Raw genomic sequence first — 20,193 nt, 5'->3', positions numbered from 1 at the left:
CCCGGTCCGGTCAGACGTCGTTCGGGTGCAGCAACGTGGCGATCTTCTCCACGGCGAGGTCGTTGCTGGGCCCGAGGTAGATCGAATCGGACAGCACGAGGGAGCGCTCGTTCTTCGCGGCCGGCCACTGGGGGAACTCCTTGAGCAGTTTGCGGGCGTACGCCTCGGGGTCCGGGTCGTTGTAGCTGATCACCACGAGGGCATCCACCTGCTCGGCGGCGACCTTCTCCTTGCTCAGGTCGGCGAAGGCGCTCTTGGAAGTGGAGGCGAAGGCATTGCTGGCGCCCGCCTTGTCCAGGATGTCGTTCCAGATGCCGTGGGCCGCGATGGAGCTGAAGTCGTTGCCGCCCATGCTCATGTTGGAGAACACCACCATGACGTTGGGCTTCTTCTCACCCTTCACCTTGGCCGAGATGCCGCTGATCCGCTTTCGCGACTCGGTGATGAGCTTTTCGGCCCGCCCGCCGACGTTGAAGATCTTTCCCAGGTCGCGAAGGAGTTGATAGCTGTCGTCGATGGTCATGTGGGAGGTGTCCTGGTCGCAACCCCCCGGAGAAATATAGGAGTTGGCGCCGACCGATGTGAGGTCGGCGCGGGTCGCGAAGCCGTTCTTGGCGTCGAAGCCGTACGACGTGGTGGACAGCACCAGGTCCGGAGCCAGGCCGAGCATCGCCTCGCGGGGGACGTCGTAGGCGTCGTTGCGTGTGATGTGGCCGGTGGGCAGCTTCTTGATGGCCGCGGCCCGGCCCGGGACCTCGGAGCGGCCGTAGGACTGCTGGTTCGCCACGATGCGGTCACCGAGCCCCAGAGCCAGCAGCGAGGAGACCTCGGCGACGGAGGCGCCGTTCATGACGACCACCCGACTGGGCGCCTTCGTGTAGGTGGTGGTTGCTCCGCAGTTCTTGAGAGTGACCGGATAACCGGGGGCGCTCGTGCCCGCGGCGGCCTTGGCCGTCGGGGACGGCGAGGCCCCGCATGCCGTGGCGGCCAGACACAGGGCGCCGGCCAGGGCCACGGCAGCGGGCCGTTTCGTCTGCACACGATCTCCTTGGGACGGGAAGTGCTCCAATCAAGTAGTCGGTGCGAGGCGGGTCCGAGTTCCCGGCAGGTCAGTCCTTCCGTCGTTCGGGGGGCGCCAGGGTTCCGGTTTTCACACAGTGGTCCAGATACCGGAACACCAGGGCCCGATCGGCCTCGGGGCACGTGATGCCGGTGCCTTCGAGCCCGCGCAGCACGTTGTCCGCCCGGACGTGGCCCAGCGCGAGCTCCGGCTCGGCGTCTTCGCCGACGGCCAGCGAATCGAAGAACGCTCCGGTCGTCGCCGCCACGTCCGCCGAACGGGGCAGTTCCACGCGCCACCGCGTCAGAGGTATCTGTTTGACGGCGTAGCCGTACTCCTGCACCCAGTCGTACACGTCGGCCAGGCGTACGGGGGCGACGGGGGCGTGGTTGAAGACCGTGCCGGGTGCGGCGGTCAGGGCCAGCCGTACGACGGCCCGGGCGACGTAGTCGGCGGGGGTCCACACCTCGGCGTCGAACAGCTCCGGCACGATGCCGGCGGGTATGCCGGAGGCCAGGACGCTCCACAGGAAGTCGCGCCGGTTCACCTGGCCGGTCTCCGGTGCTCCCGTCACGCGGCCCAGGCGGTGCAGGGTGACCGGCAGGCCGCGTTCGGCCGCCTGCTCCAGGAGGCGTTCGGACGCCCACTTGGACTGCTGGTAGCCGCTGACCAGCCCCGGATGCGGCGGGAAGAACGCCTCCGGTACTTCGGGGTTCCGGCTGCGGGGCGGGGCCACGGACAGCGTCGACACCAGGTGCACCGGGATCGAGCGCCCGGACGCCATCCGCAGCAGCTGACGGGTCGCTTCGGTGTTGGCGGCACGCAGACTGGCGTACTCGCGCATGATGCTGACCGTCGCCGCGTTGTGGATGACGGCGTCGCAGGTCTCGGCCAGTTCGGCGAACCGGTCGGCGCCGAGGCCCAGATGGGGGCGGGCGAGGTCGGCGGGGACAGCGGTGATGCGTTCGCTCCCTGCGGGAAGCGGGATCTCCTGAGCGGCCAGGGCCCTACGGATGCGGTCGGCGGCCTCCTCGGGGGTGGCGGCCCGGACCGGGCAGACGATCTCGGCGTCGGTGGTATTCAGCAGTTCGGCCAGGAGATGGGGGCCGACGAACCCGGTGGCGCCGGTGAGCACAAGGGTGCGGGGTGCACCGGCCGTACGGCGCGAGCGGCCGGGCCGGATGTCGTCGTCCAGGACGGCGTCGGCCAGGACCGCCCCCGGCAACACCGCCCCCGGCGACACCGCCTCCGGCGACGCGGACGCGGCGGCCGGTGCGTCCGCGCGGTGCTCCAGACGGCGCGCGAGGCCGGCGGCCGTCGGGTGCTCGAAGAGCCAGGCGACGCGGACCTCCCGTCCCAGCTCGACACCGAGCCGGTTGGCGACCTGGATGGCCTGGAGCGACTGGGCCCCGAGGTCGAAGAAGTCGTCCTCGGGTGTCATGTGCTCAAGTCCCAGGATCTGGGCCCAGATACGGGTGATGGCCGCCACCGGGCCGTCCCCGTCCTCGGTTGGAACGGGCCGCTCTTCCACGACCGTACGGAGAGCGTTCCTGTCGATCTTTCCTGTGCTGGTGCGGGGCAGCCGCTCGGTGAACTCCACGGCGGAGGGCACCATCGCAGGGGGCAGGACCTTCCGCAGCCCTTCTCGCACCTGGGCGGCGGTGGGCCGGGGACTCTCCGCGACGATGTGGGCGGCGAGCCGGCGTGTCCCGTCCGGCAGCACCTGCCCGACGACGGCCGCCTCGCGGATGTGCGGCTGGGCCAGCAGGGCGGCCTCGACCTCCGAGGGGTGGACACGATGCCCACTGATCTTGAATTCGTCGTCCGACCGTCCGAGGAACCGCAGTTGTCCGTCGTCACCGAGGCGCACCAGGTCGCCGGTGCGGAAGGCCCTTGGCGCGCCCGGCAGTTGGGGCAGCGGCGCGAACCGGGCGTCGTCCGATGCGTCCGCGCCACGGTAGCCCGACGCCAGTGCGTCACCCAGGAGGTAGAGCTCGCCTTGGACGACGGCGGTCCGCATGCCGGGCAGCGGAACGCCGATCGGCACGTCGTCGGTGTCCGCGGGGCCGTCGTGGAGTGCGGCGACGGTGGCCACGACCGTGGCCTCGGTCGGACCGTAGGTGTTGAACAGCTGGACGGATGTGCCGACCGCGTTCCGCCAGCGGGCGACGCGTTCGGGCAGCGCGGCCTCCCCGCCGATGATGACGGTCCGCACCCCGCCGGGCAGCGTGGTGGTGCCGGTGGAGACGGCGTAGGCCAGTTCGTGCCAGTAGGCCGTGGGAAGGTCGAGGACACTGATGCGCAGGCGGTCGACGGCGCGCGAGAACTGGGGCACCGACTCGGTCATCTCACGGGTGCGGATGACGAGGGTGGCCCCGGTGCACAGGGTGAGGAAGACCTCCTCGACACTGGCGTCGAAGTGCAGGGGCGCGAACTGCAGGACGCGGTCCTCGCGGCGCAGGCCGTAGCGGTGCGCGGCGCCCGCGACGAAGGTGGCGAGCGCGCCGTGGCTGATCTCCACGCCCTTCGGCCGGCCGGTGGAGCCCGAGGTGTGGATGAGATAGGCCGGAGCGTTCGCCGTTCCGGCCGGGGCGAGGGGCGCCTCGGGGCTGTCGTCGAGGGCGTCCAGCACAAGAGCGGGCCGGCCCGCGCAACGATTGGCGTGTGCGCTGTCGGTGAGGACGAGCGCGGGCTGTGCGCTGTCCAGGAGCGCATGCGTCCTCGACTCCGGCGCGTCGGGATCGAGCGGGCAGTACGCGGCGCCCGACATCAGCACGGCGAGGATCGCCGTGACGGCGTCGATGCCGCGCGGCAGGGCGACGGCCACCACCGCGCCGGGGCCCACATCCCGGGCCGAGAGGCGGCGCGCGAGCTGCCGCGCGGAACCGAACAACTCCGCGTAGGTGATGCTCCGCCCGTCGTGCTCCACGGCAGTGACGCCACCGCGCCTGCCGGCATGGTCGGCCATGCGGCTCAGCACCGGCCGGGCCGGGCCGGGCAGCGGGCCGCCGTCCACGATGGTGTACGCGGGCCGGCCGAGCGCACGGTCCGGCGCGGACAGGGCCTCGCGCAGCAAAGTCAGCAAACCCTGCTGGTGCGTGGCCAGGTCCGCCATGTCGTAGAGGTCGGGGTTGGCGTCGACGGCGATGCGCAGGCCGGTGCCCTCGGCGCGGTCGTACACGTTGACCGCGAGGTCGTCGACGGGCCCCGCGGAGATGTTGTGGACCGTGCTGCGGTGGCCCCCGAACCGGAGGTCGTACTCGAACGGCATGATGTTCACGCCCGGACCGGACAGCCGTCGCGCGCCGCCGACCAGCTTCACGTCCCGCCGCAGCTGTTCGTAGCGGTACCGCTGGTGCGGCCGGCCGGCCCGGAGCTCCGCGGCCACCTTGGCGGACAGCGCCCGCAGGCCGTCCTGCTCGTCCACCGCGAGGCGCAGGGGCAGGATGTTGCGCACCATGCAGGGCACACGCAGGGACACAGAACCGAGGCGGCCCATGGCCGGCACGCTGAGCACGACCTCGGGGGCGCCGCTGACCCGGTGGATGTAGGCCGCGGTGACTGCCAGCAGGAGATCGGACCAGGTCACCGACAAGTCGTCCGCGACGGCACGCAGACGCTGTGTCTCGGCGGGATCCAGGTCGACGACGCGGCGCACGAAGGTGCGGGCGGGCAGCGCCTGTTGGTCGGTGAGGCTGAGGACCGCCGGGCGGTCGGCGAAGCGCCGCGTCCAGTAGGCGCGGCTCTTGGCGAAACGCTCCGAGGCGCGGTAGGCCGTCTCCTCCTGCCGGACCGACTCCAGAGTGCCGAAACCGCTCTCGCCCAGCGGGGCGTCCTCCACCAGAGCGGTGTACACCTGCGCCACGCGGTGCGCGACCAGGGACAGGCCGAATCCGTCGAGTGCGATGTGGTGGACGCGGTGGTACCAGAGGAATGCGTCGGGGGCCGTGCGCAGCAAGGCGTGTCCGAAGACCGGGTCGCGTTCCAGGTCGAGGGGGCGGGCGATGTCCTGGGCCATCCACGCCAGGGCCGCCCGGTGCGGGTCGGCGGCGCTGGTCAGGTCGGCGATGTGCGGTTCCCACTCGATGCCGGGGACGCCCACCTGCCAGGGCCGGCCCGTCTCGTCGGTGACGAAGCGGACGTTCAGGGCCTCGGCCTCCGCCACGGCGTGACGCAGCGCCTTCTCGAAGACGGCCGGGTCCACCGGGCCATGGATGTGCACGTACTCGGCGGTGTTGTAGGCGGGGCTGCCCGGATCGAGGTGGTGGCCGGTCCAGATGCCCTCCTGGGCGGCGAGGAGGGGGTGGCGCTCGGCGTGCGGGTCAGGCGTCGGCATGCGCCGCTCCCGCCTGGCGTTCGGACAGCAGCTGCCACCACTGACCGAAGGAGGTGCGCTCGGCGAGCTCGATGAAGCTCACCTCCGCGCCGGCGCCGCGCCAGCGCTCGGCGAGGGTGGTGATGCGCAGCGAGTCCAGGCCGGCGTCCAAAGGGTTTTCGTCCAGGTCGACGTCGTCGGGCTGCTGGTGCAGGAACTCCGCCAGATCCGCTCGGAAGGCGTCCAGCGTCAGGGGCTCAGACATGGTGTTCTCTCTTGGTAGCCGCACGGGGTGGCGGGTGCCGGTCAGTTGACCTTGCGGTCGGCGTCGCTCCAGAAGCGGTCACGCAGCTCCCGGCGCAGGATCTTGCCGCTGGGGTTGCGCGGGACGTGCTCGATGAACTCGTAGGCGGCGGGCAGCTTGAAGGCGGCCAGCCGGTCCACGAGGAACCTGTGCAGATCCCGTGGGGAGGGTTCCTGCCCGGCCACGGGCACGACGAAGGCGTGGACCTTCTCGCCCCACCGTTCGTCCGGGGCTCCCACGATCACCGCCTCGGCCACCCCGGGGTGGCGCTCCAAAGCGTTCTCGATCTCGGCGGGGTAGACGTTCTCGCCCGCGACGAGGATCGCGTCCTTGATGCGGTCCTGGATGAAGACGTAACCGTCGTCGTCGACGTATCCGGCGTCGCCGGTGTGGATCCAGCCGTCGACCAACGTCTCGGCGGTCTTGCCGGGCAGCCCCCAGTACTCGACCATGTGCGCCGGCGTGGCCAGGCAGATCTCACCGACGGCACCCGGCGGCAGTTCCTTGCCGTCCCCGTCGATGACCCGGCTGGCGACCCCCGGATACGGGTGGCCTGCGGCCTTCATACGGCGGTGGCCGGGGATGTGGTCGGCGGGCGGCAGGCACACGGCGGTGTTGCCGGTCTCGGTCAGGCCGTAGATCTGGGCGAACTCGCTGCCGAACATGGCCAGGCTCTCCTCGAGCAGGGCCTCGGAGATCGGCGAGCCGCCGTAGACGATCTTGCGGAGCGTGCTGAAGTCGTCCGGCCGCACGCCGGGCTCGGTCAGCATCATGCGCAGCATGGCCGGGACCACGCAGGCGGTGGTGACGCCCTTGTCACGGATGAGGTCGATCGCCTCACGGGGGGCGAAGGCGCGCATCGCGACCACGGTGACGCCGGCGTTGAAGTTCTGGGTGGCCCACCACAGGCCGCCGACGTGGAATCCGGGGATGCCCACCAGGGCGACGTCACCGACTCGCCAGTCGATCCAGTCGAGTTGGCCGTTCGCCAGGGCGTCGCGGATGGCGAAGAAGCTCCGGTGGGCCAGGACGACGCCCTTGGGCAGGCCGGTGGTCCCACTGGTGTAGAGCTGCGCGAGGGGGGCGTCGGGGGTGGGCGAGGAGGCGGGTTCGGTGTCCGGGTGGTCCGCCTTCCAGGCGACGAAGCCGTCTTGCGTGCCCAGCCTGACCACCGTCTTCGGCAACGCGGCAATCGGCAGCCGGTCAAGGACGGGGGCGAACTCCTCTTCCAGGAAGAGGAGTTCAGTGCCGGAGTCCTGGAGGACATGGCTGACCTCGGGGGCGGTCAGCCGCCAGTTGACCGGCACCAGGACGGTCTCGCTCTTGGCGCATCCGAACAGGATCTCGTAGTAGTGCTCGGACTCCTTGCCCAGATACGCGACGCGAGCCCCTGGCGCCGCCCCGGCGCCGCGGATGGCATGGGCCGTGCGGCTGCTCTCCCGGTGCAGTTCGGCGTACGTGAGGTCGCGGTCCTCGCATGTGACAGCGGTGACCCGCGGGTTGTGTGCGGCGTGGAAACGTGCCGTATCGACGAGGGTCTTGAGCTGAGGGTGGTGCAGCCGTTCGCCGGGTGTCCCGGGCGCGGACGGTTCGGCCATGGGCGGGTCTGCCTCTCGTGCTGCTCTCGGTCTGCCGGGTGGTCTGCCGGGTCGGTCTGCCGGGGGGCGTGCCGCCGCCGGACGCGGCGGCGGCACGCGGTGATGGGAACGCGGTGATGGGTCGCCGCGCCTCTACGGGGCGTTGACGAAGGCGAGTTTCACGCTGCCGTCACAGCGCCCGCCTGTGTCGTCCCAGTACCGGTAGGCGGTCTCGGCGACGAGCAGCGGTTCTCCGCCCGGCGAGCGCCGCTCCACGGACAGGAACTCGATCTCACCGAAGAAGGAACGGGCGTTGATGGGGCGCCGGAAACTGCCGCTGAAGCGGGCGATCAGGATGTCCGGCAGCTGATGGCGCCAGTAGTCGTCAAGCGTCCAGCCGGCGAACTCCTCAAGAAGTCCCTCTTTCACCGCCTTGGCGACGGTGTAGTACATCATCTGGTTGTAGCTGATGTTGACTTCGACGGCGTTGAGATGGCCGGTGTCGTCGATGTAGCAGGACTCCGGGATGGCCAGTTCGCAGCGCGCGGACACGAGGCTGGACCGGGTGCTCACCGCCGCGGACCGCAGGTACTTGCAGTGCGCCTTGTACGGTCGCAGAACCTGGGTCAGCAGTTCGTCGTCGTTGGCGTGGTCCTGAGCGGGCGGGTTGTGATGGAGGGACGTCCGCATCTCAGACGGCCCTGTCGTAGAGCTTGCGCGCGTCGTGCACGGTCACCCGGAAGGAGACGGTCGGCTCCGGGGTGGTGGTGTGGCGGGCGCGGTGGATCAGGCTGCGGTTGTCCCAGACCAGGAGGTCGCCCTTCTCGAAGGTCTGGAGGTGGATGTTGGGGTGCTCGAAGGTGTCGTCGAGCTGGCCGGTCGCTTCGAAGAGGCGCTGGAGCAGGTCGCCCTCCAGCGGTTCGCCGTCCTCGTCCTCCATGCCGACGGTGAAGCCCTCGCTGATGTACAGGACCGTCTCGCCGGTCATGGGGTGGGTGAACGTGCTGGGCTTGACGACCGGCGGGGTCTTCGTGTCGACCTCCTCGATGATCTCCGAGATCGGCCGGTAGACGTCCGAGGGCCGGATCTTGAAGTACTTGCGCACCGAGTGCCGGGAGAAGGTGCCCGCCACCTCCTTCTTCAGGTCCTCGGGAAGCCGTCCGTACGCCTTGCCCATGTCGATGAAGTAGGTCCCCCGGTTCTTCTCCGGAACGACCTGCGGGTAGATGAACGTCAGACCGAAGGGGTCCGGCATGAACTGGTAGTCGGCGTGCCAGAACTTCCCGGTTTTCGGCACGCCGATCTGCTTGCCGTCCTCGGGCACGTTGGAGGAGACGAATATCTCCTCGACCTCGGGGTGTTTGTACATCGGCTCGTAGTAGGTCTCGGGACGGCCGAAGCGCCGGCCGAGTTCCAGGAACTGCCGGGGCGCCAGATGCTGGTTCTTCAGGACCACGATCTTCTTGGCGTAGACGGCCGCCTTGATGGCGTCGATGTCCTCGGCGCCGGCGTCCGCGTGGTCGAACCCGTCGACCGTGACGCCGATGTCCGTGCCCATGACTTCCTCGATCTGCATGATTCCTGCTCTCGGTGGGGAACCGGTGGCGGTGGTGAGCGGGGCTACTGGGCGAGCTTCGCGTCGATGAGCTCGGTGGTCGCGCCGAGCGTGAGGTCTTCCTCAAGCTCGTTGTCGTCGATGTGGACGCCGAGTTCACGCTCGATGCGCATGCTGATCTCGACCATCGTCAGAGAATCGACGTCCAGCTGGGCGAAGGTGGCTTCGGGGCTGATCCGGTGACGCGGCACGTCGTGCAATTTCGTGACGATGTCGACCAGTTGGTCGTAGGTGGTGGTCATGACTCCTGCCTTCCTCCTGTGTCGTGCGGATGGTCGGTCCGGGTGAGAGCGGGCCAGGTCAGGAGGCAGGACCCCCAGGTGAGCCCGCCGCCGAACGCGGTGAGCAGCACGCGTTCGCCCGCGTGGATGGTGTGCTGGGCGGCCGCGTCGGCCAGGGCGAGCGGGATGGACGCGGCGCCGGTGTTGCCCACCGACTCGACGTTGGTCACCAGTCGTTGCGGGGGCACCCCGAGGTCCTCTGCCACCGAGCGCAGGATGCGCAGGTTGGCCTGGTGGGGGACGATGTGGTCGATGTCGTCGGCCTTGCGGTCGGCCAGCGTCAGCGTGGTGCGGGCGGAGGCCGTCATGCGGGTGACCGCGTGCCGGTAGACCTCCTTGCCGCGCATGGTGAAGTAGTGGTCCTGTGCGGCGGCCCGGGCGGAGGCCGAGCGCTGCCGTGAGCCACCGGCCGCCACCATGATCAGTTCCTCGCCGGCACCGTCGCTGCCGAGGTCGAAGTGGCCGACGGCGCCGGGTTCGTCGGCCTGGCCGGCGCGCAGGACGACGGCGCCGGCACCGTCACCGAAGATGATCGCGTTGGTCCGGTCGTCCGGGTCGACGATCGTGGAGTACGTGTCCGCGCCGATCAGCAGGACGCGTTCGGCCACCCGGGCCGCGATGAGGCCGGCGGCCGTGGCCAGTCCGTAGACGAATCCGGTGCATACGGCGCTGATGTCGAACGCCGCTGCTCCGGCCAGGCCGAGACGGTCGGCCACCAGGGGGGCGGTCGCCGGGCAGGAACGGTCCGGGGTCGTGGTGGCGACGACGACGGCGTCCACGGCGTCCACACCCGCGGATCGCAGGGCTCGTCGGCCTGCCTCCGCGGCCAAGTCGGAGGTGGCCTGGCCGGGTTCGGCGAAGTGGCGGCGGCTGATTCCGGTACGGGAGCGGATCCAGGTGTCGGTGGTGTCGAGCCGTTCGGAGAGCTCCTGGTTGGTCACGACACGTGGCGGGAGCCAGCCGGCGAGCCCGCACAGCACGGCAGCTCGATCGCGCGGTGGGGCGGTGGGTGGTGCGGGCAGGCTGAGGGGTCGGTCGAGAGTGCTGGACACAAGAGCTCCTGGGTCTCCCGGCATGCGTGAACGGATGTCTGGGGTGACGGGTAAGGAACGGTTGTAGGAGAGAGGGGGGGAGCGGGCGCGCTCAGACGTCCGCACGCCGTGGGAAGGGCAGCAGGGCCACAGCGCCGAGACCGATTCCGGCCGCGATCACATATGCGGCGCCACGAACTCCGTCCAGCAGACCGGCGGCTGTCAGGTCATGGCTGCCCGTGCCGGCGACGGCCACCAGGACGGCAAGGCCCACGGCGCTGCCGACCTGGAGGGTGGTCGAGGCCAGGCCGGACGCGATGCCCTGGTCCTGGTCCGGGACGCCGGTGGCGGCCGCGATCCACATGCCCGTCCAGGTGGCGCCCTGCCCCAGGCTGAGCAGCACGATGCCGGGCAGCAGACCCGCGTAGGAACCGTCCGCGCTGAACGCGACGGCGAGCAGCAGGGCGCCGAGCGCGCCGGTCGCCATGCCGGCCAGCAGCGTGTGCCGCACACCCAGCGCGGCCACGGCTCTCTCGCCGGCCTTCGTCCCGGCGGCCACGACGACCGCCGGGACGAGGAAGGCGGCCCCGGTGGCCATCGCGCTGTAGCCGTGCACCGTCTGGAAGTAGAGGGTCAAGAAGTACGGCAGCGAGCTGAACGTGGCGCTGAACAGCGCGGTCAGCGCCATGGCGCCGAGCAGACCGCGATGGCGGAACAAGTGCCCCGGCGTCAGCGGGGCATGACTGCGGGTCTCGGCCAGGACGAACAGGGACAGCGAAATCACCGAGAGGGCCGCGCATATGAGGACGCCCCGGCTGCTCCACCCGGCCTCCGGCGCATGGATCAGGACGAAGACGAGCAGGGTGATGCCCGCGGTGGCGGTCAGTGCGCCCGGCAGGTCGAAGTCCCGCCGCCGGGTCAGGGGACCGTCCGCGGGGAAGAGGAACGTTCCGGCCAGGGCGACGGCCCCGGCCAGCGGGACGTTGACAAGAAACACCGCAGGCCAGCCGAAGGCGTCGACGAGCACCCCGCCCAGCAGCGATCCGAAGCACAGCCCGCCGGCTCCGGCGGCGCCCCACGCGGCCAGCGCCCGGTTACGGCGGGGGCCTTCCTCGTACAGGGTGTTGATGAGGGAGAGAGCGGCGGGGAACAGCAGCGAACCGCCGATGCCCTGTGCCGCGCGCACCGCGACCAGTACGCCCGGGGACTCCGAAAGCCCGCCCACCAGCGAGGAGAGCGCGTACACCGACGCGGCCACGATGAAGACCCTGCGCCGCCCCAGCAGGTCCGTGGCCCGGCCACCGAGCAGCAGGAACCCGGCGGTGGTCACCACGTAGGCGCTGACCACCCATTGCAGATCCTGTCCCGAGAAGCCCAGCGTGCTGCCGATGCTGGGGAGGGCGACGTACACGATGTTGTAGTCGAGTGAGATGACCAGTTGCGCGGCGGCCAGGACCAGGAGCGGCAACCCGAGGCGCTGACGGGTCGGAGCAGATGGCGAATTCACTGCAGACATTGCGGAACGATTCCCCCTAAGAATCCGTCCCCCTGAAACAGGACGGCGGCTCACCCCGGGATCGTGGCTCACATCCGTCGCCAGCCACAAGCTCTCGCCTCTCGTTTTCGGACTGGCTTGCGAGCGGGTTGCAAGAATCGTTCACTTCTTCATTGAAGGTCGAACATTCGAGACGGGTGCCAGGGCAGCCGATTGTGGAACATGCCAGGTGAGCATGCAGATTGCGAAGCCGATGGGTGGTGCCGGTGCGTGTGTAGGGAGCGGAGGACGGGCTCCCTATTCGACAAGTCGGCTGACAGCGACTGCTGGTTCCAGCCCTCTCGGACGAATCTTGACGCACCATGGATGGCTGATTTCAGCGCCCCGGCAATCGAGTTGACCCCCCGCCGGAGATATCGTTCAGGGCGATCCGGAGCTCGATATTTTGAAACGGCTGGGGATGCCCAATTATAGAGGGTCGGATGTCGGAGTCCTCCGGTTCCCGACAACAGCAAAGTTTTTTGTCACACACCCCGGCCGCGTCATTGGTCGGGTACCCCCCTACCGTATGGACGCATGGTGAAGTTGAAGCGTGTTTTTTTCGTCCCCCCGGTCTTATGGGCGTTCGTCGTGCTGCTCGTGTCATTGACGGCCGTGTCCTATGCCGTGGGCCGCATGGCGGGTCCGGTGGCCCCTGGCATGCACCGCACCGTGCCGGCGTCCGGGGATTCCGAGGGGCCGGGTATGCCGGGCATGCGCGGCCTCGGGCCGGTCGACCGTGAAGTCCGGGGGAGCCGATGAGCACTCCCGAACGGCATGAGACGGCCGCCGAGTCCGGTGCGACCACCGACCTGCTGGTCGGCGGCATGACGTGCGCCGCGTGCGTGGGCCGGGTCGAGAAGAAGCTGGGCCGCGTCCAGGGGGTGACGGCCACCGTCAACCTCGCGACAGGACGGGCCCGTGTCTCCCACCCCGCGTCGGTGACCGCCGCCCAGTTGATCTCCGTGGTGGAGAGCGCCGGTTACACGGCCGAACTGCCGCCGCCACCCGCGAACGAGCAGCACGCGGGCGCGGCAGGCGAGCAGCCGAAGGCTCGCGCCGGCGTCACGGACGGGGGCCGTCTGCTGATCACGGCATTGCTCGCGCTGCCCGTGCTCCTGCTCTCCATGGTGCCGTCCCTCCAGTTCACCTACTGGCAGTGGTTGTGCTTCAACCTGGCTGTTCCGGTGGTGTGTTGGAGCGCGAAGCCGTTCCACGAGCGGGCCGTGAAGGGTCTGCGGCATGCCACGGCGACCATGGACACCTTGATCTCCCTCGGCGTGTTCGCCTCGTTCGCCTGGTCCGCGTACGCCCTGTACTTCGGCGGCGCGGGCCGGCCGGGCATGCGCATGGCGTTCAGTCCGGTGCCCGAGGCCGGCGGCGGGAGCGCGCATCTGTACCTGGAGGCGGCCGTGAGCGTGCCGCTGTTCGTGCTGGCCGGCCGCTACCTGGAGGAACGTGCCAAGCGGGGAACCGGATCGGCGCTGCGCGCGCTCGCCGAAATCGGCGCCAGGGACGTCGAGTTGCGCGAGGGTGACCAGGGTCGGCGGGTCCCGGTCTCCGCGCTCCGCGTCGGCCAGGAGTTCCTGGTACGACCGGGTGAGAAGGTCGCCACGGACGGTGTGGTCACCGACGGCAGCTCCGCCCTCGACCTGTCCCTGGTGACCGGTGAGAGCGTCCCGGTGGAGGTCGGGCCGGACTCGGCCGTGGTGGGCGGCGCCGTCAACGCCGGCGGGCTGCTTGTGGTCCGGGCCACCGCGGTCGGCGCCGACACACAACTCGCCCGGATCACCCGGCTGGTGAGCGACGCGCAGGCCGGAAAAGCGCGCATGCAGCGACTGGCCGACGCCGTCGCCGGGGTCTTCGTACCCGCGATCGTGACCGTGGCCTGCACGGTACTGGGCTTCTGGCTCGGCGCCGGGGCGGATCCTTCGGCCGCAGTGACCGCGGCGGTCGCCGTCCTGGTCGTCGCGTGTCCCTGCGCACTCGGCCTGGCCACCCCGACCGCCTTCATGGCCGCCACCGGGCGCGGCGCGCAGCTCGGCGTCCTGCTTCGCGGCCCCGAAGCGCTGGAACGGCTGCGGCACATCGACACCGTCGTCTTCGACAAGACCGGCACCCTCACCACCGGACGCATGTCCCTCGGCGGGACGACGGTGGTGGCCGGGGAAGACGCGGGAAAGATCCTCCGCCTGGCGGGGGCGGTCGAGCACGGCTCCGAACATCCCATCGGTCGAGCCATCGCCGCCGCTGCCCGCCAGACCGCGGACGCCGGCCGGCTGCCCCCCGTGGCCGACTTCCGTGCCGTTCCCGGACTCGGTGTCCGAGGCCGGGTCGAGGGCCATGAGGTCGCCGTGGGCCGCCCACGACCCGACGCCCCACTCCCGCAGGCGCTGCAACGCGCCGTGGACGACGCCCACGCCGCCGCTCGCACCGCCGTGGTGGTCGAGAGGGACGGTCACCCAGTCGGTGTCCTCGCGGTCGGCGACACCCTGCGGCCCTCCAGCTACTCCGCCGTACGGCACCTGCGCAAACTGGGCATCGAGCCCATCCTGGTGACCGGCGACGGACCGGCCGCCGCCCGTGCCGTGGCCGAGCAGGTCCGTATCGACACGGTGCACGCCGAGGTCACCCCGGAGGGCAAGTCCGCCATCGTGGCCCGACTCCGCGACGAGGGGCGCCGGGTGGCGGTGATCGGCGACGGCGTCAACGACGCGGCCGCGCTGGCCTCGGCCGACCTGGGCATCGCCATGGGCGGCGGCACCGACGCGGCGATCGGCGCCGCCGACATCACCCTCGTACGCGAGGACATGCAGGCCGTGGTCGCGGCCGTCCACCTCACCCGCAGGACCCTGAGCACCATCCGCGCCAACCTCACCTGGGCCTTCGGCTACAACCTCGTCACCGTGCCGCTGGCCGCCACCGGCTGGCTCAACCCGATGTTCGCGGCCGTGGCGATGTCCGCGAGTTCCGTCCTGGTGGTCGCCAACAGTTTGCGGCTGCGCGCCTATGCGCCACCCGGCAACCGCTACCGCTCCACATCGGCGTCTGCCTCCGCCGGCAAGGGCGGTCCGACACCACCGTCCGCGGCGGACGGCGGCGCCGCCTCGCCCCTGGAGGAGATCCGATGAGTTCCCCCTCACCCGCCGGCCCGGCCGAGCAAGCGTCGCCGCCCTGGCGCCGTGTGACGGCCGGCGCGCTCAGCGCCGCTCTGGTACCCGTGGTCACGTGCGTCACGGCCTTGTTGCTGCTGACGGCCTATACGACAACGGGTGCGGCGGGTGACGCGCCGGCAAGGATCAGCGTCGGTAACGCCCGCATCTTCGTGCCCCCCAACTCCGAGAACACGGCCGCCTTCTTCGACATCAGCAACACCGGGGCCACCGACGACGTGCTGACGTCCGTCTCCTCGCCGCAGCTCGGGGCGGTCATGCTGGGCCGCCGGGTCACGAAGGACGGAGCGGGACACATGGAACCGTTGGGCAGCCTCACGATCCCGGCCCGAAGCAGCGTGCGGATGACCCCGTACGGCGTCGACGTCATGGTCGCGGATCCGCCGGAGCTCAAGGCGGGGGACACGGTCCGCTTCGACCTGTTCTTCCGTGACTCCGGCCGGGTGAGCGTGGAGACGGTGACCGTGCCGGTGCGGTCGTGACGAGGAAGGGCGGCTCCTGCGCTCTCCTCGGATTCACCCTTCACCCATCAGCTTGCGGATCTCGGTGACGGCGGCGACGAGCGCCTTCCGCTCGGGGACGGTGGTCTCCGGGTGCCACAAATCGACCAGCAGGCACGTGCGTGGACGCGTGCCTCGGTTCCACGCCTCGTGCTCGAAGGAGTAGTCGAAGAGCAGGCACTTGCCCTCCTCCCACGACCGCGTCTCGCCCGCGACCGTGATGCCGCATCCCTCGGGGATGTCGACCGCCAGGTGCAGGTTGATGCTGAAGTTCCACAGGTCACAGTGGGGAGCGATCGCCGCGCCGGGCAGCAGGGTCGAGAAGTGGCACTCCAGCAGGGGACAGAGCTTCCCGGTGTCGACCGCCTGCTCCTTCAGCACCTGGAAGGCGGTCGGCACCATGCCGGCCGCCTCCTGCGCCAGGCCGCCCTTGCGGAAGAGATAGAGAGCCTGCCAGTCCGTCTGGCGTGTGAGGTAATGCTCGTAATCGGAGAACGCCTCCCGCCGGGCGCCCCAGGCGGCCTCCAACTCCTCCCTTATCGTCGCGTGGTTCGCCTCCAAGGCGCGCACCACCGGTGCCAACTCGGGGTGGCTGTATGGATCGTGCCAGGCCTGCTGGGAAACTCCCGGTAAAATCCATTTGGCTTCCTTCTGTAGCGGATGGCGATCCCCCTTTCCGGCCGCCAGCATCTGCTCCACCCGGGCGATCGAATCCGTTCCGTACTCGCTCCGGATGGCGGCGAAGGCGACGTCTATCTCCGGGGTCATAAAATCTCCATGATGTCGAGCTTCACAGTCCCTGCATACGGTGTGGAGGCTACCGAGGACGTACCCATCCCGTCTCCGAGGGAAAAGCACGGCGTGGCCGGTTTTGGGGGCACGGCAGACGGTGCGCATGGTGCCATGCGCCGGTCGTGCTTCCGGTGCTCCGGAAATTCGACTGTCCCTGGGAACTGGGGGACGCCGTGGGCCGACTTCCTCAAGGGAATTCCGTGCGTGGCCAGTTGATTCGGATCGCTATCGCGGGAGAGCCGCGAATTTCCTACTCGGCCGTGTCGCAGATCCATGGGCCCAACCTGCCGGCCGATCCGCCGGTCGCCTCGTCCGGCGTCCAGCGGGCCTTGCCTCCTGCCTCCTTGTCTCCAACTGCCTTGCCTCGCACGGTAGTTCAAAGTGACGCGATCGAGGCACACCCACCCGTGACGGCACAAGGTCCCGGTCTGCGCCATGCCCGGACTGGTCTCAGCCGTAGCTGTGACACATGGTTGTTCCCCCGCTCCCCGCACAGGTACAGATATGGGCGACCAGTCGGTACAAGGAGGGGAAAATCATGAAGAAGACCATGACGAAGGCCGCCGGAGTTGTCCTGGGCCTGGCGCTCGCCGGCACGCTCGGGGGCGTCGGCACGGCCGAGGCACAGGTCCAGCCGTCGGTCACGGCGCCCACAGCAGCACCGGCCATCAGCGCGGCGGGCACGTCCGGTCCGGCCGTCCAGACGCCTGCCTCGGTCGTCGCGGACCTGAAGGCAGCGACGAGCAGGGCACGCGCCGCGCTGGCACCCAACGCCCGGGTCATCTGCTACGCCGCCCACGTCCAGGACATCGGCTGGCAGGCCGCCGTCTGTGACGGCGCCGTGGCGGGCACGACGGGGCAGAGCCGCCGGATGGAGGCCCTGGCCGTCTCGACCAGCGGTGTCGGCGGGGTCTGCGCCGACGCACACCTCGCCGACATCGGTTGGCAGGGCTGGGCGTGCGGCTCGGACGGACAGGTCGTGACGGTGGGCACCACCGGCCAGTCGCGCCGCATGGAGGCGCTGGGCGTCCAGGTCGGCTCGGGCAGCGTAGGGGCGCAGGCGCACGTGGAGGGCTACGGCTGGCTGAGTTCGGTCTCCGGTAACCCGGTCTACGCGGGGACGACGGGCCAGTCCCGCCGTATGGAGGCCGTACGCATCTGGGTCTGACCCGGATGCCCGGACGCCCGGATGCCCGGACGCCTGACGGCTCACGGCTCACGGCTGACGGCTGAGAAGCAGGGGCCATGCCCTGTGGGCATCGCCCCTGCTGTCCCGATCCACCTGAAGGGGACTCGTCTTGTGTGGGAACGGCTCCTGCCGGGGCCCTCCGTACGCGCGGGTGGGCGAAGGCCCGGCGACGGCGTCCGTCGCGCGGTTCCCGGCGCGATCAGGTAATCAGGAACGGTGAACAAGGACGCGACCAGCCCCTTCGTGCATGTCCGGGGCGCCAGTGAGAACAACCTGCGGAACATCGACGTCGACGTTCCGCGGGACGCGATGGTCGCCTTCACCGGTGTCTCCGGTTCGGGAAAGTCCTCGCTCGCGTTCGGCACGCTCTACGCGGAGGCTCAGCGCCGCTACTTCGAGTCCGTGGCACCGTACGCCCGACGCCTGTTGCAGCAGGTCGGCGCACCGCACGTGCAGGAAATCACCGGACTGCCACCCGCCGTGGCGCTCCAGCAGCGACGCGGGTCGCCCAGCTCCCGCTCGACGGTCGGCACCCTCACCACGCTGTCCAATCTGCTGCGCATGCTGTACTCCCGTGCCGGCACCTACCCGGCCGGGGCCGCCCGGCTGGAAGCCGAGTCGTTCTCACCCAACACCGCCGCCGGCGCCTGTCCAAAGTGCCACGGGCTGGGGGTCGTGCACGACGTCGCCGAGGATCTGCTCGTACCGGACCCCTCGCTGAGCATCCGCGAAGGGGCGATCGCCGCCTGGCCCGGCGCCTGGCAGGGCGCCAACCTGCGCAGTGTCGTGAACGGTCTGGGCATCGACATCGACCGGCCGTGGCGCAGGCTCAGGAAGAAGGACCGCGACTGGCTGCTGTACACGGACGAACAGCCCTCCGTGTACATCGAGCCGGAGGAGGACCGCATCGACTACGGCTACCAGGGCACGTTCTGGAGCGCCCGCAAGCACGTCATGCACGTCCTCGCCGACTCCAAGAGCGAGAAAATGCGCGAACGGGCGCTCCGGTTCGTCAGGAGTGTGCCCTGCCCCGAGTGTCACGGCAGCGGACTGCGGCCCGAAGCGCTCGCCGTGACCTTCGCCGGACGGTCCATCGCCGAGATCAACGCGCTCCCACTCACCGGCGTCGCTGCGCTGCTGCGGCCCGTCGCGGGGCGGTCCAAGGCCGACGCCACCACGTCGACCGCCCGGTCCGGGGAGACCACCGAGGTCGCGGTCCGGATCTGCGGCGACATGATCGCACGGGTCGACACCCTGCTCGACCTGGGCCTTGGATATCTCAGCCTCGGACGCCGCTCGACGACCCTGTCGCCCGGCGAGGCGCAGCGGCTGCGCATCGCCACCCAGCTGCGCTCGGGCCTGTTCGGCGTCGTCTACGTTCTCGACGAACCCTCCGCGGGATTGCACCCGGCCGACGCGGAACCGCTCCTCGACGTGCTGGACCGCCTCAAGGCGGCGGGCAACTCGCTGTTCGTCGTGGAGCACGACATGGACGTCGTACGGCGGGCGGACTGGGTCGTCGACATCGGGCCCGGCGCGGGCGAGGGCGGTGGGCGCGTGCTGTACAGCGGCCCGGTCGCCGGCCTTGAGCGGGTGGGGGATTCGGCCACGGGCCAGTACCTGTTCGGGCGCGCCCAACCGCTCGATCACCGCCCGCGCACACCGCACGGCCGGCTGCGCCTGCGCGGCGTTTCCCGCCACAATCTGCGTGACGTGTCCGTCGACGTACCGCTGTGCGTACTGACGGCGGTGACCGGCGTGTCCGGCTCCGGTAAGTCGACACTGGTGACGCAGGTGCTCGCCGAGGTCGTCCGCGGCCACCTCGGCCTCGTACCCGATGAGCCCGATGAGCCGGACGAGGCGCGGCTGGAGGTGGACGTCCAGGACGCGTCGGGGGTCGAGTCCTTCGACCGGCTGGTCCTGGTCGACCAACGGCCCATCGGCCGCACTCCCCGGTCCAACCTGGCCACGTACACGGGTCTGTTCGACGCGGTGCGCAAGCTGTACGCGGCGACGGACGAGGCCAGGGCGCGCGGCTACTCGGCCGGGCGCTTCTCCTTCAACGTGCCCGAAGGGCGGTGCGAGACCTGCCAGGGCGAAGGATTCGTCGCGGTCGAGCTGCTGTTCCTGCCCGGCACCTACGCGCCGTGCCCGTCCTGCCACGGCGCCCGGTACAACGCGGAAACGCTGGAAGTCACCTACCGCGGCAAGAACATCGCGGACGTGCTGGCGCTGTCCGTCGACGCCGCCGCCACGTTCCTGTCCGCCGTCCCGGCCGCCTCCCGCAGCCTGGAGACGTTGCGCGAGGTGGGACTGGGATACCTGCGGCTCGGCCAGCCCGCCACGGAACTCAGCGGTGGTGAGGCGCAACGCATCAAACTCGCCACCGAACTGCAGCGGGCCCGCCGCGGGCACGCGCTCTACCTGCTCGACGAGCCGACGGCGGGGCTGCACCCCGCGGACATCGCGCTGTTGCTGCGGCAGCTGCACCGGCTCGTCGACGCGGGCAACACGGTCGTCGTCGTCGAGCACGACCTGGACACGATCGCCACCGCCGACTGGGTCATCGACCTCGGGCCGGGCGGCGGCGACGCGGGCGGGCGAGTGGTCGCGGCGGGCCCGCCGGCCAAGGTGGCGAAAGCCCGCCGCAGCGCCACCGCGCCCTATCTCGCGGCCCGGCTCGCACGTCCCTGACAACGGCGCGACGGGCTGAGCACCGGTCACCCGTCACCGGTTCGGGGCGCAACGGGCGGCGAACCGCTCGGCCACCTCGGCGGGCCGCAGCCGCATCTTGACCACTTCAGCCGCTGGCTCCCGCTTCC

General features: G+C 70.3%; 15 protein-coding genes. 5 read left to right on the top strand and 10 right to left on the bottom strand.

What is annotated here, in order from left to right:
* Nucleotides 1-10 precede the first annotated feature (10 nt).
* The 9 genes from ACGFW5_RS24850 to ACGFW5_RS24810 form a co-directional block, all read right to left on the bottom strand.
* A complete protein-coding gene (locus tag ACGFW5_RS24850) occupies nucleotides 11-1,039 on the bottom strand; it encodes an ABC transporter substrate-binding protein (RefSeq protein WP_393836496.1) in 1,029 nt (342 codons plus the stop codon).
* A 70-nt stretch (nucleotides 1,040-1,109) separates the two neighbouring features.
* Nucleotides 1,110-5,396: an amino acid adenylation domain-containing protein gene (locus ACGFW5_RS24845; RefSeq protein WP_393836495.1), complete on the bottom strand. Its 4,287-nt coding sequence runs from the start codon at nucleotides 5,394-5,396 to the stop codon at nucleotides 1,110-1,112.
* Nucleotides 5,383-5,640 carry a phosphopantetheine-binding protein gene (locus ACGFW5_RS24840; protein ID WP_393836494.1) on the bottom strand — a complete coding sequence of 86 codons (258 nt, stop codon included), beginning with the start codon at nucleotides 5,638-5,640 and terminating at the stop codon, nucleotides 5,383-5,385. The genes ACGFW5_RS24845 and ACGFW5_RS24840 overlap by 14 nt, the downstream gene beginning before the upstream one ends.
* Before the next feature lie 41 nt (nucleotides 5,641-5,681).
* Complete coding sequence (locus tag ACGFW5_RS24835; protein WP_393836493.1) at nucleotides 5,682-7,277, bottom strand: long-chain-fatty-acid--CoA ligase; 1,596 nt, start codon at nucleotides 7,275-7,277, stop codon at nucleotides 5,682-5,684.
* Nucleotides 7,278-7,409: 132 nt separating this feature from the next.
* Complete coding sequence (locus ACGFW5_RS24830; protein WP_393836492.1) at nucleotides 7,410-7,946, bottom strand: FcoT family thioesterase; 537 nt, start codon at nucleotides 7,944-7,946, stop codon at nucleotides 7,410-7,412.
* A 1-nt stretch (nucleotide 7,947) separates the two neighbouring features.
* A complete protein-coding gene (locus ACGFW5_RS24825; protein ID WP_393836491.1) occupies nucleotides 7,948-8,832 on the bottom strand; it encodes a TauD/TfdA dioxygenase family protein in 885 nt (294 codons plus the stop codon).
* A 44-nt stretch (nucleotides 8,833-8,876) separates the two neighbouring features.
* A complete protein-coding gene (locus ACGFW5_RS24820; protein ID WP_393836490.1) occupies nucleotides 8,877-9,113 on the bottom strand; it encodes an acyl carrier protein in 237 nt (78 codons plus the stop codon).
* The gene (locus tag ACGFW5_RS24815) at nucleotides 9,110-10,174 is read right to left on the bottom strand and encodes a beta-ketoacyl-ACP synthase III (RefSeq protein ID WP_393836533.1); all 1,065 of its coding nucleotides are present in this window, start codon (nucleotides 10,172-10,174) and stop codon (nucleotides 9,110-9,112) included. Before ACGFW5_RS24815 ends, ACGFW5_RS24820 begins: the two co-directional genes overlap by 4 nt.
* Nucleotides 10,175-10,295: 121 nt before the next feature.
* Nucleotides 10,296-11,699 (bottom strand): MFS transporter, encoded by a 1,404-nt coding sequence (locus ACGFW5_RS24810; protein ID WP_393836489.1) that lies wholly within the window; start codon nucleotides 11,697-11,699, stop codon nucleotides 10,296-10,298.
* Between the two features lie 555 nt (nucleotides 11,700-12,254).
* Here ACGFW5_RS24810 and ACGFW5_RS24805 point away from each other — a divergent pair.
* Genes ACGFW5_RS24805 through ACGFW5_RS24795 form a run of 3 tightly spaced genes read left to right on the top strand, consistent with a single transcriptional unit; the run spans nucleotide 12,255 to nucleotide 15,372 of the window.
* Entirely contained in the window at nucleotides 12,255-12,479 is a 225-nt protein-coding gene (locus tag ACGFW5_RS24805; RefSeq protein ID WP_393836488.1) for a hypothetical protein, read from the top strand.
* The gene (locus tag ACGFW5_RS24800) at nucleotides 12,476-14,848 is read left to right on the top strand and encodes a heavy metal translocating P-type ATPase (protein WP_393836487.1); all 2,373 of its coding nucleotides are present in this window, start codon (nucleotides 12,476-12,478) and stop codon (nucleotides 14,846-14,848) included. The genes ACGFW5_RS24805 and ACGFW5_RS24800 overlap by 4 nt, the downstream gene beginning before the upstream one ends.
* Nucleotides 14,845-15,372 (top strand): copper chaperone PCu(A)C, encoded by a 528-nt coding sequence (locus ACGFW5_RS24795; RefSeq protein WP_393836486.1) that lies wholly within the window; start codon nucleotides 14,845-14,847, stop codon nucleotides 15,370-15,372. Before ACGFW5_RS24800 ends, ACGFW5_RS24795 begins: the two co-directional genes overlap by 4 nt.
* A gap of 33 nt (nucleotides 15,373-15,405) precedes the next feature.
* Here the strand turns inward: ACGFW5_RS24795 and ACGFW5_RS24790 are convergent, their stop codons facing one another.
* Nucleotides 15,406-16,158 (bottom strand): aspartyl/asparaginyl beta-hydroxylase domain-containing protein, encoded by a 753-nt coding sequence (locus ACGFW5_RS24790; RefSeq protein WP_393836485.1) that lies wholly within the window; start codon nucleotides 16,156-16,158, stop codon nucleotides 15,406-15,408.
* Between the two features lie 562 nt (nucleotides 16,159-16,720).
* Here ACGFW5_RS24790 and ACGFW5_RS24785 point away from each other — a divergent pair.
* On the top strand, nucleotides 16,721-17,350 hold the full coding sequence (locus ACGFW5_RS24785) for a polysaccharide deacetylase (protein ID WP_393836484.1): 630 nt from the start codon (nucleotides 16,721-16,723) through the stop codon (nucleotides 17,348-17,350).
* Between the two features lie 237 nt (nucleotides 17,351-17,587).
* Nucleotides 17,588-20,065, top strand: a complete 2,478-nt coding sequence (gene uvrA / locus ACGFW5_RS24780; protein WP_393836483.1) for an excinuclease ABC subunit UvrA — start codon at nucleotides 17,588-17,590, stop codon at nucleotides 20,063-20,065.
* Nucleotides 20,066-20,193 lie beyond the last annotated feature (128 nt).

The organism is Streptomyces sp. NPDC048416, from assembly GCF_043200435.1.
GTDB lineage: Bacteria > Actinomycetota > Actinomycetes > Streptomycetales > Streptomycetaceae > Streptomyces.
This window is presented reverse-complemented; position numbering and strand designations above follow the sequence as displayed.